This is a genomic window from Aquitalea sp. LB_tupeE, from assembly GCF_013391415.1.
In the GTDB taxonomy this organism is placed as follows: domain Bacteria; phylum Pseudomonadota; class Gammaproteobacteria; order Burkholderiales; family Chromobacteriaceae; genus Aquitalea.
Window position 1 is genome coordinate 92,888 of the sequence record NZ_JACAXB010000002.1, and the last position, 14,223, is coordinate 107,110.

General features: G+C 60.3%; 12 protein-coding genes. 1 reads left to right on the forward strand and 11 read right to left on the reverse strand.

The features are described from left to right. Positions 1–52: 52 nt before the first annotated feature. The 7 genes from HWX34_RS00445 to fae form a co-directional block, all read right to left on the reverse strand. The gene (locus tag HWX34_RS00445) at positions 53–1,264 is read right to left on the reverse strand and encodes an MFS transporter (RefSeq protein WP_178970472.1); all 1,212 of its coding nucleotides are present in this window, start codon (positions 1,262–1,264) and stop codon (positions 53–55) included. Between the two features lie 186 nt (positions 1,265–1,450). Continuing rightward, positions 1,451–2,275 (reverse strand): glycine betaine/L-proline ABC transporter ATP-binding protein, encoded by an 825-nt coding sequence (locus tag HWX34_RS00450; protein ID WP_178970473.1) that lies wholly within the window; start codon positions 2,273–2,275, stop codon positions 1,451–1,453. Further along, complete coding sequence (locus HWX34_RS00455; RefSeq protein WP_178970474.1) at positions 2,272–3,159, reverse strand: proline/glycine betaine ABC transporter permease; 888 nt, start codon at positions 3,157–3,159, stop codon at positions 2,272–2,274. Before HWX34_RS00455 ends, HWX34_RS00450 begins: the two co-directional genes overlap by 4 nt. 69 nt (positions 3,160–3,228) lie before the next feature. Then, positions 3,229–4,254, reverse strand: a complete 1,026-nt coding sequence (locus HWX34_RS00460; protein WP_178970475.1) for an ABC transporter substrate-binding protein — start codon at positions 4,252–4,254, stop codon at positions 3,229–3,231. Positions 4,255–4,364: 110 nt separating this feature from the next. Beyond that, positions 4,365–5,819 carry an NAD-dependent succinate-semialdehyde dehydrogenase gene (locus HWX34_RS00465; protein WP_178970476.1) on the reverse strand — a complete coding sequence of 485 codons (1,455 nt, stop codon included), beginning with the start codon at positions 5,817–5,819 and terminating at the stop codon, positions 4,365–4,367. A 9-nt stretch (positions 5,820–5,828) separates the two neighbouring features. Next, a complete protein-coding gene (locus HWX34_RS00470; RefSeq protein ID WP_178970477.1) occupies positions 5,829–6,824 on the reverse strand; it encodes an aldo/keto reductase in 996 nt (331 codons plus the stop codon). Between the two features lie 10 nt (positions 6,825–6,834). Beyond that, positions 6,835–7,332, reverse strand: a complete 498-nt coding sequence (gene fae, locus HWX34_RS00475; protein ID WP_178970478.1) for a formaldehyde-activating enzyme — start codon at positions 7,330–7,332, stop codon at positions 6,835–6,837. Positions 7,333–7,566: 234 nt separating this feature from the next. On the opposite strand from fae, the gene HWX34_RS00480 reads away from it, so the two are divergent. Continuing rightward, a complete protein-coding gene (locus tag HWX34_RS00480; RefSeq protein WP_218644997.1) occupies positions 7,567–8,979 on the forward strand; it encodes a PLP-dependent aminotransferase family protein in 1,413 nt (470 codons plus the stop codon). Positions 8,980–8,989: 10 nt separating this feature from the next. Here HWX34_RS00480 and HWX34_RS00485 read toward each other — a convergent pair whose 3' ends face one another. The 4 genes from HWX34_RS00485 to HWX34_RS00500 all read right to left on the reverse strand — a co-directional run bounded on the left by HWX34_RS00485 (position 8,990) and on the right by HWX34_RS00500 (position 14,048). Next, positions 8,990–9,727 (reverse strand): IclR family transcriptional regulator, encoded by a 738-nt coding sequence (locus HWX34_RS00485; protein ID WP_218644998.1) that lies wholly within the window; start codon positions 9,725–9,727, stop codon positions 8,990–8,992. Between the two features lie 177 nt (positions 9,728–9,904). Continuing rightward, positions 9,905–11,521, reverse strand: a complete 1,617-nt coding sequence (locus HWX34_RS00490; protein WP_178970479.1) for a GMC family oxidoreductase — start codon at positions 11,519–11,521, stop codon at positions 9,905–9,907. After that, the gene (locus tag HWX34_RS00495) at positions 11,518–12,765 is read right to left on the reverse strand and encodes a mandelate racemase/muconate lactonizing enzyme family protein (protein ID WP_178970480.1); all 1,248 of its coding nucleotides are present in this window, start codon (positions 12,763–12,765) and stop codon (positions 11,518–11,520) included. The genes HWX34_RS00490 and HWX34_RS00495 overlap by 4 nt, the downstream gene beginning before the upstream one ends. Further along, positions 12,765–14,048 (reverse strand): nitrate/nitrite transporter, encoded by a 1,284-nt coding sequence (locus HWX34_RS00500; RefSeq protein WP_178970481.1) that lies wholly within the window; start codon positions 14,046–14,048, stop codon positions 12,765–12,767. The genes HWX34_RS00495 and HWX34_RS00500 overlap by 1 nt, the downstream gene beginning before the upstream one ends. Positions 14,049–14,223 lie beyond the last annotated feature (175 nt).

The window sequence follows — 14,223 nt, forward strand, 5'->3', positions numbered from 1 at the left end:
TTTCGCCAGAGGAAAAACCGCATGATGAATCAGCCGGGTGACAAAACGTCGCTCAGCGCGGCGGTAACAGGCTGGGCAAGGGCCAGCGCTTGACCGTCCACTGCGCGTACACGCCCAGCAAGGCGGCCAGGCCCAGCGACACCACGAAATAACCAGACGGTCCGACAGCAGCCATCACGGTAGAACACAGCACAGGCCCCAGCGTGCCGCCCAGTGCATACACCATCAGCAAGGACGCGCTGATTTCAACCCGATGGCGCGGCGGCATGGCATCGTTGGCAATGCCGCTAAGCGTGCCGTAAAAGGTAAAGGCAATCGCCACATACACCATCACCAGCGGCAGCATCCAGCCCGAGCCGGTCAGCAGTATCAGCAACAGCGACAACACTGCCACCACCAGTGCCGAGTAGGCCAGTAGCTGGGCACGGTCGCTACTGTCCGCCCATTTGCCCATTGGCCATTGCAGCAAGGGTGCAGCCAGCAAGGCCATGCCCATGAAACCGGCGATATCCGCCGCTGACTTGCCCAGCTGACTGAGCATGGCGGGCAACATGGTGTAAAAAGCACTGTTGAAACAGCCTGCCAGCAGTGCGCCCACCAGGCTGAGCGGCGCTCGCCGCCCCAGCAGACGCAAGGTGCGCAAGGCACGCGCCAGCACATTGCCGGATGACGGCGCAGGCAAAACCTGGGGCTGTTGCTGGGTCAGGGTCACCGGCATGATGGCCAGGGCAAACAGCATGGCCACGATGATGAACGCCCAGCCGGGCTGGGAAAATGGCAGCTTGAGCAGCCATTGCCCGGCACTGGCACCCAGATAACTGATGATCAGGTAGAGCGAAAACAGCTGGCCGCGCTGGCTATTGCTCACACAGCCGTTGAGCCAGCTTTCCACCACCATATAGATGCCCACCATGGCCAGGCCATTGCCCAGGCGGGCCAGCAGCCACAGCCAGGGGGAAGTAAACAGGGCCTGACACAGGGTCAGCACACAGATGATGGCGGTAAGCGCGGCAAAGGCGCGGTGATGGCCATACTGGCGGATCATGCCGCTGCAAAAAAAGCCGCCGATGAAAAACCCGGCATAGTAGGCCGACTGCACCATGCCCGCCACGGCCACCGGCACGCCGTTGGCCAGCAGGCTGAGCGAGGTTTCGGTATTGCCCAGCGCATTGCCCACCACCAGCAAGGCATAAGCCAGCAACAGGCTGGCCACGGCCCGCAACATGCTGCGCCAACTACGCTGTACCACCAGTTCGCCTTCCATGCGCGCCTCACCCCTTGCCATTGCGCTTCAAAACATTGTCATTATCCTGCCACAACACCGTCCGGACTGGCCGCAAAACGACTACCAAAGTGCTGTGTCACCACCGGCGCCCGCCGGTGGCTGCAAACAGAAAACCGCCCACCGGTATGGTGGGCGGTCTGCCATGTACCACGCTGCCACAGGCAATCAACCGGCTAGCGGCTGTACTGCCCGTTTTTCGACAAAACGCTGCACGTAATCATCTGCAGGCCGGGTGAGAATATCACTTGGGGTGCCAAGCTGCACCAGCTGGCCATCACGCAGGATGGCAATGCGGTTGCCAATGCGCAATGCCTCGTCCAGATCATGGGTGATGAACACGATGGTCTTGTGCAAGCCAGACTGCAAGGCCAGTAGCTGCTCTTGCATTTCGCTACGGATCAGCGGGTCCAGCGCGCTGAATGCTTCATCCATCAGGATGATGTCGGTATCAGCCGCCAGAGCACGGGCCAGACCAACCCGCTGGCGCATGCCGCCGGACAGTTCATCGGGATATTTGTCCTCGTAAGCAGCCAAGCCCACCCTGTCCAGCCACTGCCTGGCTTGGTCCAGCGCATCGTTGCGTGCCACGCCCTTGGTCAGCAATGCGTAGGCGGCATTTTCCAGCACAGTCTGGTGTGGCAGCAGGCCAAAGCCCTGAAACACCATGCTGATCTTGTTGCGTCGCAAGGCCAGCAACTGTGCTTCGTCATAGCGCAGGATGTCTTCGCCATCCACCAGAATCTGACCGCTGCTCGGCTCGATCAGACGGTTGAAGTGCCTGACCAGGGTGGACTTGCCTGATCCGGACAGGCCCATGATCACGAAAATTTCGCCGGCCTCGATATTGAGACTGACATCAATCAGCCCGACATTGACCCCGGTGCGGGCCAGCACCTCGGCCTTGCTGCACTGCTGCTGCAACAGGGCCATCACCGGCTGACTCTCCCGGCCGAACACCTTGTACACATGGCGTACCTCGATCTTGCTCATGCGCTCACCCCTGCCTTTCTTTTCTGCCGCACTGTCCGTTTCAGCCGGCCATCCTGTCCGTAGGCCTGGCTGATACGGTCGATGACGATAGCCAGGATGACAATGGCCAGCCCGGCCTGCATGCCCTTGCCCATATCCATATTGTTGATACCGGCCAGCACATCCTCGCCCAAGCCGCGCGAACCGATCATCGACGCAATCACCACCATGGCCAGCGCCATCATGATGGACTGGTTGATGCCCGCCATGATGCTGGGGCGCGCCAGCGGCAGTTGTACGCCAAACAGTAATTGCCAGCGGGTGGTGCCAAAGGAACGGGCCGCTTCCAGCAAGTCGCCATCCACCTGGCGGATGCCCAGATCGGTCAGTCGTACCAGCGGCGGCAAGGCATAGATGATGGTGGCAAAGATGGCCGGCACCTTGCCCAGGCCAAACAGCATCAGCACCGGAATCAGGTAGACAAAGGTAGGCAGGGTCTGCATCACGTCCAGTACCGGCACCAGCAGCCAGCGCAGACGCTGACTGCGCGACATCATGATGCCCAGCGGTACGCCGATGAGCATGGTCAGCAGGGTGGCAACCACCATCAGCGCCAGGGTTTGCATCAGCTTGTCCCACAAGCCCAGGCAGCCGATCAGGTACAAACCGCCCACCATCAGCGCCGTCACACTCTTGCGGCGCGTGCCGTGGTAACACAGCCCGGCCACAATCAACAGCACCAGCAGTGGTGGCAAGGCCAGGAGGGCACGCTCCAGCGGCACCAGCAGCGTGCTCAGCAATACCGCTGTCAGTTGATGGAACAGGTCGCCGTACTCACGCACCAGCCAGCTGACAAACTGATTGATGCTGTCGGCAAAGGAAAACTGCAGAAAAATGTCTGGCATGGAATTATCCTTTTCTCACGTGACCGGCCAATACCGGCTGACTTGCTACGGTCAGCCGGTGTTGCCTTATCACTTCACTGCCTGCTGTACCTTGAGGGCGATGTCGGCAGGCACCCAGGACTTCCAGATGGCGGGCTGCTGTTTGAGGAATTCACGCGCCGTCGCTTCCGGGCTCTGCTTTTGCTCGCTCATTCTGGCAATGGTGCGGTTAAGCAGATCCGGGCTGAGTTTCACCTTGTTGATGAAGGCGACAATGGCCGGTTCGGCTGCCATGAACTGGCTGCCGATACCCACCTGCAAACTGGTTGCCGGGGTGGCGGAAGGACATGGTGGCTCGCCCTTGTTGGCCTGCAGGGTGGGCCAGCATTTGGCGTTGTAAGCCGCCTCCTTGAGCTGGATGAACTTGTAACGGCCCATCAGCGTGGCCGGTGCCCAGTAGTAGAACAACACCGGTTTGCCGCGTGCGTAGGCCGAGGAAATGGCTGCATCCATGGCCGAACCGGTACCGGCGCGGAAATTGGTATAGCTGCTCTCCAGCTTGTAGGCCTTCAGCTTCTGGGTATTGATGCGTTCGCAATCCCAGCCGCTGGGGCAGTTGAGAAAACGGCCTTTGCCCGGTTCTTCTTCGTCGCGGAACAAATCCTTGTAGCGGGGCAAGTCCGCCACCGACTGCAAGCCCGGTGCCATGGGTTTGATGCCACGCCGGGCATCGCCCTTGATGACATAATCCGGCACGAAGAATCCTTCATAGGCGCCGCCTTGCAGCAAGTCGCCAATCAGCTTGATCTTGCCGGACTCGACCCCCTTCTTGATGATGTCGGTGCGATTCCATTGCTCGGTCCACAGCTGCAAGTCGCCATTGACCAGTGCGGTCTCGGTGGCCGCCGTGCTGCCCGGAACGGTTTCTACCTGGCAGCCATAGCCGCTGCGGATGATTTCGCCGATCACGGCAGCATAAAACTGCCCCGACTCCCAGGTGATGCCAGCCATCTTCACCGGTTTGCCAGCGGCACACCAGCTGCCCGCCTGGCTAAGGTTGCTGCTACCCAGCCATAGCATGGCCAGGCTGACTCCAATCAAATGTTTGCCTTGCATGTTGTCTCTCCTGTTGTTCTCTTTGGCATGAAGGTACTAAGCGGGGCTTCAGGTGCGGTTCATGAGATTCCCCCTTCCTGAGCGCAAGCTTGCAGATCGTGGCAATGGCATCACAGGCCGCCAAAGCACAGGTATTTGCTTTCCAGATATTCATCCATGCCGTAGCGCGAGCCTTCACGCCCCAGGCCGGACTGCTTGATGCCGCCAAAGGGGCCGACCTCGTTGGAAATAAGCCCGGTATTGATTCCCACCATGCCGCATTCCAGTTGTTCTGCCACATGCCACACCCGGCTCAGGTCGCGGCTGTAAAAGTAGGAAGCCAGGCCGAACTCGCTGTCATTGGCCGCCCGGATCACGTCCTCTACGTCGTCAAAACAGAACAGCGGAGCCAGCGGCCCGAAGGTTTCTTCGCGGGCAAACAGCATGTCCGGACGGGCATCGGCAATCACCGTCGGCTCAAAAAAACTGCCACCCAGCGCATGACGCCCACCACCACACAGCAGGCGGCCGCCCTTGGCCAGGGCATCGGCGATATGCTCCTCCACCTTGGCCACGGCCTTGTCGTCAATCAACGGCCCTTGTGTGCTGCCCGGCTCCATGCCATCGCCCACCTTCAAGGCCTGCACCGCTGTTACCAGCTTGGCGGCAAAGCTGTCGTACACCGCACGCTGTACATAAATACGGTTGGCACAGACGCAGGTCTGACCGGCGTTGCGGAACTTGGACACCATGGCACCTTCTACTGCGGCATCCAGATCGGCATCGTCAAACACGATGAACGGGGCATTGCCGCCCAGCTCCAGCGACAACTTCTTGATGGTGGGTGCGGACTGCGCCATCAGGCGGCGGCCGACTTCGGTGGAACCGGTAAAGCTGAGTTTGCGCACCACGGCACTGGCGGTCAGTTCTTCCCCGATCAGCGACGCCGAACCGGTGAGCACATTGAACAAGCCGGCGGGCAGCCCGGCCTGCATGGCCAGTTCGGCCAGCGCCAATGCGCTCAACGGCGTCTGGCTGGCCGGTTTGAGCACCATGGCACAACCGGCGGCAAACGCCGGGGCCGCCTTGCGGGTGATCATGGCCGCCGGGAAATTCCACGGGGTGATGGCCGCCGCCACACCGATTGGCTGCTTGATCACCACGATGCGCTTGTCGGCCTGCGGTGTGGGGGCCACATCGCCATAGCCACGCTTGGCTTCGTCGGCAAACCAGTCGACAAAGCTGGTGGCGTAGGCAATTTCACCGCGCGCCTCGGCCAGTGGCTTGCCTTGTTCGCTGGTGAGAATGACGGCCAGATCTTCCTGATTGGCCATGATCAGTTCATACCAGCGGCGCAGCAGCACCGACCTGGCCTTGCCGGTCTGCAACTGCCACTGCGCCTGGGCCTGGGCTGCCGCTGCAATGGCACGCCGGGTTTCCGCCGCGCCCATGGCCGGGACGTGTGCAATCAGGTTGCCATTGGCGGGATTATGGACAGCCAGGCGCTGGCCCTTGTCGGCGTCCTGCCATTGGCCGTCAATCAGCGCCTGCTGGCGCAGCAATGCCGGATTGTTCAATGCAAGCATGGGTCGTCCTTAGCGGGGCGTGCGCGGAATGCGCTGCGCATTGTGGTGGTCGTTGATCACATCACACGGGGTGTAATGGCGGTCGATTTCAAAACATTCGGCATCGCTCAGCTGCAAATCCAGCGCGGCAACTGCCAGCTCCAGCTGGGAGACGGCATCCGCGCCCACCAGCATGGAGGTGACACCCGGCCGACGCAGCACCCAGGCCTGCGCCACCTGGGCCGGAGCCACGCCACGCACCGCCGCCACCCGTTCCACCGCCTTGCCGATTTGCCAGGACACTTCGTCGCCGTAGAATTCCTGGGTAAAATTGTCGGTCTGGTTGCGCAGCGAATCGGCCGCACCGGACAACAGGCCGCGGGCCAGCGGGCTGAATGGCGTCACCGCAATGCCCTGGTCCTGACAGAATGGAATCATTTCGCGCTCTTCTTCGCGGTAGGCGGCATTAAGCTGGCATTGCATGGATACGAAGCGGGTCCAGCCATGGCGTTCTGCCACATGCTGCATGCGGGCAAACTGCCAGGCATACATGGTGGAAGCACCGATGTAGCGCGCCTTGCCGCTTTTGACGATGTCGTGCAAGGCCTCCATGGTTTCTTCGATCGGGGTGTCCGGGTCGAAACCATGCACGATGTACAAGTCCAGATAGTCGGTGCCGATGCGCCGCAGCGAGCCGTCAATGGCATCCATCAGGTGCTTGCGTGACAGGCCGCCATCGTTGGGCCCGTTGCCCATGGCGTAAAAGGCCTTGCTGGCCAGCACCAGTTGCTCGCGCCGGGTCTGTTGCAGCAGGGTGCGGCCCACCACTTCCTCGCCCACACCCAGCGAGTAGAAGTCCGCCATGTCAAAAAAGTTGATGCCCAGTGCCAGCGCCCGCTGCAGGATGGGACGGCTGTCGGCCTCATCCAGCACCCAGGGCCGCCATTGCGAACTGCCAAACGACATGGTGCCCATGCACAGCCGCGATACCTTGAGGCCGCTACGGCCCAGATTGACGTATTCCATTCCGGCCACCTCAGGCTGCACTGTCGAAGAAGGGATTGGACGGCTGGGCGCAGGCCTGCGTCACTTGCTGCAAGGTGGGCAGATTAGCCATGGCACGCTGAATGGCTTCACGCGTGGCTTGCAGATTGTTGGCAAAAACCTGACGGGCATTGTCCGCTCCCCAGCTCACCCACACCGCCGCCACTACGGCCCAGTCGTTTTCCGCTTCCGGCGGCAAGGTTCCATCCAGCAGGCATTCCTGCACCCCTTTGGCCACACCGGCCTGGGCGGGGCCCCAGGTCATGGTTTCGTGCGTTTCGCCGCGCAGATCGGCCTTGGCCACAAACAGGGTGGCGGGCTTCACCGGCACATTGGGTTGCAGGCAGGTCATGAAGGGGATGTAACCCAGCCGTGGTGCAGCCAGGCTATTGGCCAGAGACAAACCGACCGGTCCGTTGCGCGGGCCGATCAGGACATTGATGTGTGCTGCATTGGGACCGCTGCCGACAAAGGATTCTCCGATGTGCATGATGCTGACTCTCCTCAGGGAGTGGGAATTACAGGGTTAGGAAGCAGGCAGGCAAGGCCGCGTACCCTGCGGCTGTCAGGGGAGACATTGCCTTGGCTTGCCGCAGAGTAATCGCTCTAATTGCCACACCACAATGCAGTCAATTCGAGTAAATGACTGCATACAATGCAGCGGCAGCCGCTGTTACCATGGCCACTCGCCCATCACGGCGCATCGCGCCATCACGAGGAAATCATGGACCTGGTACTGCGCATCAAAAGCTGGCTTCCTGACCTGGAAACCTGCGCGCAGCCTCGCTATCAGGCGATAGCAGATGCCATCGGCGCGGTGATGGATGGCGGCCAGGTGGTGGTGGGGGAAAAGCTGCCGGCACACCGCACGCTGGCCAGTGCCTTGCGCGTGACCGTGGGGACCATCAGCCGGGCTTATGCCAGGCTGGAAGAACAGGGACGGGTGATGTCGCGTATTGGCGACGGTACCTATGTGCTGGCACGCCAGGTCAGCAATGAACTGCCCCAGGCCCTGGCCCAAGAGCCAGACAGCACACTGATAGACCTGGGGCAAAACGTGATTGTGCCGGTAGGACAAGACCAGGCCCTGGCCCAAACCCTGCTGGAAATCAGCCAGGATCAGGCGGCCCAACGACGGGTGCTGGACTACCAGCCGGAATGCGGCCACCCCTGGCAGCGGCTTGCCATTGCCGGCTGGCTGCGCCGTTTCGGCCTCTCTGGCGAGGCGGACCGGGTCGCCATCACCAATGGTGCGCAGCACGCCCTGGCTTGCCTGTTCCGGATTCTCACCATGCCGGGTGATGCCGTGTTATGCGAAGCACTGAGCTACCCGGGCATCGTGGCACTGGCACAGCAAATGCGGCTGCAACTGATTTGCGTGGACGTGGATGACGAAGGCCTGGTACCCGAGTCACTGGAACAGATGTGTCGTGCCTTCAATGCACGGCTGTTGTTCTGCGTGCCCACCCTGCACAACCCCACTACCGCCACCATGAGCGAAAGCAGACGGCAGCAGATTGTCGAGATTGCACGCCGCCAGCATTTGCACATCATCGAAGACGCGACACCGGCAGCCATCCTGGCGGAGCCGCCTCCCGCCCTGGCAGCCTTGCTGCCCGAACAGGTGTTTTTTGTCTGCAGCCTGTCCAAGTCGGTCTCCCCCGGCCTGCGGGTTGGCATGGTGCAGGCACCACGCGCATGGTCGGGCAAGCTGGCTGCCATCATTCGTGCCAATTGCTGGATGGCAACACCGTTGACCGTGGAAATTGCCTGTCGCTGGATGGAAAACGGGGTATTGCAGCAATTGCTGCACGCCCAGCGGCTGGATATCGCCCATCGCCGTCAGCTGGCCGAGCCGCTGTTGCAGGGCTACCCCATGCTCAGCCATCCGGGCAGCCCGCATGTGTGGCTGTATCTGCCGGCACCGTGGCGCGGCACCGAATTCGGCACCATGCTGCGGCGACGCAAGGTGGCCATCAAGCTGGGCGATGCCTTTACCGTGGGCCGCACCGCTCCGCCGCATGCGGTGCGCATCTGCCTGAGTGGCACGGTCGACCCCTTGCAGATGGAACAGGGGCTGCGCATCATCTCCAGCACCCTGGCCGATGGGCCGGAGGGCTATTTCACCTCGGCCTGACAGCCAGGCTTCAGCCTATGCGCGCCGCCAGTTGCCTGGCTGCCTGTATCAGCGGGCTGGAATAACTGCGACTGGCCTGTTCGCTCAATTCTTCGCTGCCCACACAGATGCTGATGGCGGCAATCGGCTCATGGCTCAGGTTCACCACCGGCGCGGCCAGACAGCTGACCCCTTTTTCGATCTCGCCATGGGTGAGGGCATAGCCCAGACGCCGTGCCCGCTCCAGCTGGCTGTCCAGCTCCGGTGTCGCGGCCAGATGCTCGCCCGCCAGATAATGCTGCAGGTATTCCTTGCTGCGCAGGCTCAAAATGGCCTTGCCCGCCGCCGCCCGGTGCAAGGGCAGCGTCTGGCCGATATAAGAATGAAAATGGTTGCTGAGTGTAGCCTCCAGCCTGGCCACCACCACCACGGTATTGCCCACCGGAATGCTGAGCAACACGGTTTTGTGAACTTCATTCTTGAGAATTTCCGCAATCGGATGGAAATACGGAATGATGCTTTGCCGACCATAAATGGTAGAGGCCATCTGGAAGATCTTCGAGCCGATGCCGTAAGCCTTCTTGCGCCCCGGGTCCATCACAATCAGCTGAGCCTGCAACAGGCTGCCCAGAATGCGATAACAGCTGGCCGCCGGAATGCCGGTCTGGCTGCTGATTTCGGCCTGAGTCAGCGGGTAGGAGGCATTCACCAGCAACTGCAAAATGGCGATGGCGCTGTCAACAGCAGGCGTGGTTGGTCGTTCAGACAAGATACGAGTCCTGTGACAAAGCCCGAGTGGCCCGCAGCAGCGAGCCAACCCGGGCGGGAGTGTTAAGCATGGCCAGCCAGGGCCTTGCTGTGGCTGACAAAACCACCCAGCGCCGTCGCAGACAGCACAAGCTGTACACACTGCAACAGGCTGTGTGTGCGCAGCTGTTAGCTGCGGTCAGCGCCAGTCTTGCAGAATCATGTCCGCCGCCTTCTCCGCCACCATCATCACCGGCGCATTGGTATTGCCCGAGGTGATGTTGGGAAAGACCGAAGCATCCACCACCCGCAGGCCAGCCACACCATGCACTTGCAAGCGGTGGGAAACCACCGCAGTGGCCGGGTCCGGCCCCATGGCGCAACTGCCGCACAGATGATAAATGGAGCCGGACTCCTCGCGGAAGAAACGCAACATGCTGTCATCGTCATCCACCCGGCCAGCTGGAGTAACCTCCTCCACCGTAATCCGGCGCAAGGCCTCGGCCTGCATCAGACGCCGGATGAAGCGACTGCCCTGCACCGCCTCGCGTCTGTCCTTGTCGGTGGACAGGTAGTTAGGCCGTATGCTGGCCGGCACAGCCGGGTCTTTGCTGCTGATGCTCACTGTGCCACGACTGCTGGGACGGCAGGGATTGAAGCACACCAGAAAGCCGGAATAAGGTTCTGGCTTGAGTGCCGCCTTGGCATCCTTGGGAATGCTGTAGGACAGCGGGTTGAAATACAGCTGCAAGTTGGCCTGTTGTTCTTCACGACTGCCCCGAAAGAAGCCGCCAGCCTGATTCACGCTCAGCGCGAGCGGCCCCTTGCGGGTGAAGGCATAGCGCAGCGCCGCCATGCCCTGCCCCCACAGGCTGCCCAGCTCATCGTTCAGCGTCTTGCAATTGGCGCGGTAGTAAAACGACACACACAGATGGTCTTGCAGATTCTGCCCCACCGCCGGCAAGTGCTGACGCAAGGGAATGCCCAGCTCTTGCAGCAAGGCGGCGTCGCCTATGCCGGACAATTGCAACAGCTTGGGGGAATCCACCGCCCCGGCGGCCACAATGACTTCCTTGCTGGCCGAAAACCGGCGTGCCACGCCGTTCTGCCTGACTTCAACCCCATTGGCCCGCCCTGCCTCGTCAAACAGGATGGCTTGTGCCTGACAATGGGTTTCCACGGTCAGATTGGCGCGTTCCATGGCCGGGTGCAAATAGGCAGTACCACTGGATGAACGTTCGCCATGCCGGATATTGGCTTCATAAATGCCCGCCCCTTCAAAGCTGGCGGCATTGAAATCCTCGTTCAGCGGCAAACCAAGCTGCTGGCAGGCCTCCAGAAAATTCTGGCAAATGGGGTGAGCCTGATCCCGCATTGGCGTAATGCCGATCAATCCCTTGTCACCCCGCCAGGGATTGGCTCCCCCCGCATGGTTTTCCAGCTTCTTGAAGTAGGGCAACACATCGCGATAGCCCCAGCCCGGATTGCCCGCGGCTTCCCAGTCATTAAAATCTGCCGGCTGGCCGCGCACGTAAATCATGGCATTGATGGCACCGGAGCCACCCAGTACCTTACCGCGCGGCGCATACAGCTTGCGCCCGGCCAGATTGGCCTCCGGCTGGGTGTAATACATCCAGTTGGTTTGCGGGTTGTAATAGTTCTTCACATACCCCACCGGCAGGCGGAACCAGAAGGAATCGTCCTTGCCGCCCGCCTCCAGCAACAGCACCCGGTACTGGCCGGACTCACTCAGGCGGCTGGCCAGGATGCAGCCGGCAGAGCCCGCCCCGATAATGATGAAATCATACTGGTTCATAGGGCCTCGTCATTATTCCAGCGGTTCTTCCAGGCATCGGATGACTGCGTCCGCACATCAAACGGCTTGGGGTCCATCAACAGGTGCAGACGTTCGCCTGCATAAGGCGAATGCGCGTTGACCACCTCCATGTTCAACTCCACCCCCAGTCCCGGCGCGGTGGGCGGAATGATGAAGCCCTCCTCCCAGCGGATAGGCTGCTTGAGCACCTGGGAATGGAAGCCGCCCCAGGTCATGATGCTTTCCTGAATCAGGAAGTTGGGCGTGGCTGCCGCCAGCTGTATGCTGGCCGCCGCACCAACAGGCCCGTTGTACAGATGCGGGGCAATCTGGACGTAATGGCACTCGGCCATACCGGCAATTTTCTTGGCTTCCAGAATGCCGCCCACCCGGCCCAGATTCATCTGCAAAATGGCGGCGGCTCCTTTTTGCAGCAGTTCGTGGAATTCATACTTGGTGGTCAGCCGCTCACCCGTGGCAATAGGAATGCTGGTGGCACGTGCCACTTGCGCCATGGCATCGGCCTGGCCGGGCGGCACCGGTTCCTCAAACCAGAGCGGGTCGTATTTTTCCAGCCTTTTTGCCAGACGGATGGCAGACGCAGGCGTCATCTGGCCATGAGTGCCGAATAACAAATCACACTGGCTACCCACCGCCTCGCGAATCTTGCGGCAGAAGGTTTCGCATTGATCCATCACCTCCAGTGACAGGTGGTGGCCGGAATACGCGGTATAAGGCCCGGCCGGGTCAAACTTCAGCGCGGTAAAACCTTGCTGCATGTACTGTGCGGCACATTCAGCGGCCAGATCCGGATCATCATAGTCGTACTGTCCCTGGGCATTTTGGGGGTAGAGATAGGTATAGGAGCGCAGGCGCTCATTCACCTTGCCGCCAATCAACTGGTAAACCGGCTGATTGGCCGCCTTGCCGATGATGTCCCAGCAGGCCATTTCCAGACCACTGACAATGCCCATCATGGAAAGATCAGGCCGTTGGGTGAAACCGCTGGAATAGCACTCACGGTAAAAGCGCTCCACCTGGTGCGGCTCGTGGTCCAGCAAATAGCGTTCGAACACATCCTGAATGGCCGGCACCATCACCCGTGGATGAAAAGTCGCCGCATACACCTCCCCCACGCCCTGAATACCGCAGTCGGTTTTCAGGGTGACAAAAATCCAGTACATGCCACCAACATGAGGCGGCGGCACCGCGACAACATGCGTTTCCATGGAGACGATTTTCATCACGCAGACTCCCGTTGTTTATTCAGATAGTTGAAGGTAAACACTGCAACAGTGCCCATCAGGCCGCAGCAGGCGATATATGCAAAATAGAATCGGTAGCTATCGATACCGGGATAATGCGTGGCAAATGCCGCGTTGATCATGGGCAGGAAAATGTCCGGCAAATAGCCGATGACCGAAATCAGACCAATGGCGAGGCCGGTAACGGAAAGCGGCACCCGGCAGGCATCCAGCAAGGACCAGTACAAACCGCGAATGGCGTAGGTGAGCACCCCTAGCAGCAACACCAGCGCCAGCAAGAAATAAATACCTGCGCTGGCGGGGAAAAAGATCAGGCCGAACAGGCTGAGCGAGGCAAGCAACATGGTCAGGCCCAATACCCCTTCCTTGGAAAAACGGTCACCCAGAAAACCACCACCCACACCGCCAATCGGGCGCATCCACAATTTGGTGACGGTGATGAAACCGGCAGCCACGGCACTCATGCCATAGCCCTGCTGCAAATAGGCTGAAAAGGAATACGTTGCCCAGTACAGCTGGTAACCGCAAAAGATGATCAGCGCCAGCAGCCAGACTTGCGGTATGGCCAGCAATAGCCGCAAATCAGTGAATACACTGCTTTGGCGCTCAGCCCCGTTATCACGCTCTGCCACGCCCTTGTCCAGAAACAGCAGAATCAGTACGGCAATAGCCAGACAGGTAAAGGAATACAGGTAAATCACCTGCTGCAAGGCCAGCCGGCTATCCTCGCCCCGCTCCACATGAAAGGCAAAAATGGCCAGTGCAATGGATGCCAGAATGGCCTCCACCAGACCGCGTCCACCATCCAGAATGCCGAAGAAGCGGCCTTGCTCGTTGGCACTGGCCAGCATCTTCACCCCTTTGAGCAAGGCCGCCCAGAAGGTTAGTCCGGCGGCCAGTCCCCAGCCGATGAAGATGATTTCCAGTGCCTGGTATGCCGGGAAAGTGGCAAACCACAACCCCAGCCCGCCCACTACCGACAAGGAAAAGGCAATCAGCAAGCGCGGGGGAAAGCGGTCGGCCAGCCAGCCACTGGGCAAATAGCTGACGGCATACACCACGCCCAGCATGGAATAAAACACCCCCAGATCGCCGCTGGTGATATGGAAGCTTTGCAAAATGGTGGTTTCAAAATTCTGCCGCAAATACAGCAAGGGATAGATCGCACCCGCCGCCAGCAATAACAGGCCAAACTGGAAATAGCGCAAACGCTTGTGGGCAGGCAGCGGCAATGCTGCCGCCATCGAGTCAGCATGATTCATCTTGATGGTGTCTCCTGCTGCACCGCAGGGCTTGAATGCGGCCTTATCGCTGGCCATCCTGTCGTGTGCAGACTTGTTGTTTAGCGTCGCTAACAAAACCTGGTAGAGAACCCCGAGCCAAGGCGCGCCGACGCAGACAGTACAAGAAGTACGGCAAGGAGGGGTAAGGCAGGCA

What these genes read in the sequence shown, in the direction of transcription:
- HWX34_RS00445 (WP_178970472.1), bottom strand. Translation starts at nt 1,264, where the DNA reads ATGGAAGGCGAACTGGTGGTACAGCGTAGTTGGCGCAGCATGTTGCGG.
- HWX34_RS00450 (WP_178970473.1), bottom strand. Translation starts at nt 2,275, where the DNA reads ATGAGCAAGATCGAGGTACGCCATGTGTACAAGGTGTTCGGCCGGGAG.
- HWX34_RS00455 (WP_178970474.1), bottom strand. Translation starts at nt 3,159, where the DNA reads ATGCCAGACATTTTTCTGCAGTTTTCCTTTGCCGACAGCATCAATCAG.
- HWX34_RS00490 (WP_178970479.1), bottom strand. Translation starts at nt 11,521, where the DNA reads ATGAACCAGTATGATTTCATCATTATCGGGGCGGGCTCTGCCGGCTGC.
- HWX34_RS00470 (WP_178970477.1), bottom strand. Translation starts at nt 6,824, where the DNA reads ATGGAATACGTCAATCTGGGCCGTAGCGGCCTCAAGGTATCGCGGCTG.
- HWX34_RS00465 (WP_178970476.1), bottom strand. Translation starts at nt 5,819, where the DNA reads ATGCTTGCATTGAACAATCCGGCATTGCTGCGCCAGCAGGCGCTGATT.
- HWX34_RS00495 (WP_178970480.1), bottom strand. Translation starts at nt 12,765, where the DNA reads ATGAAAATCGTCTCCATGGAAACGCATGTTGTCGCGGTGCCGCCGCCT.
- HWX34_RS00480 (WP_218644997.1), top strand. Translation starts at nt 7,567, where the DNA reads ATGGACCTGGTACTGCGCATCAAAAGCTGGCTTCCTGACCTGGAAACC.
- fae (WP_178970478.1), bottom strand. Translation starts at nt 7,332, where the DNA reads ATGCACATCGGAGAATCCTTTGTCGGCAGCGGTCCCAATGCAGCACAC.
- HWX34_RS00500 (WP_178970481.1), bottom strand. Translation starts at nt 14,048, where the DNA reads ATGAATCATGCTGACTCGATGGCGGCAGCATTGCCGCTGCCTGCCCAC.
- HWX34_RS00460 (WP_178970475.1), bottom strand. Translation starts at nt 4,254, where the DNA reads ATGCAAGGCAAACATTTGATTGGAGTCAGCCTGGCCATGCTATGGCTG.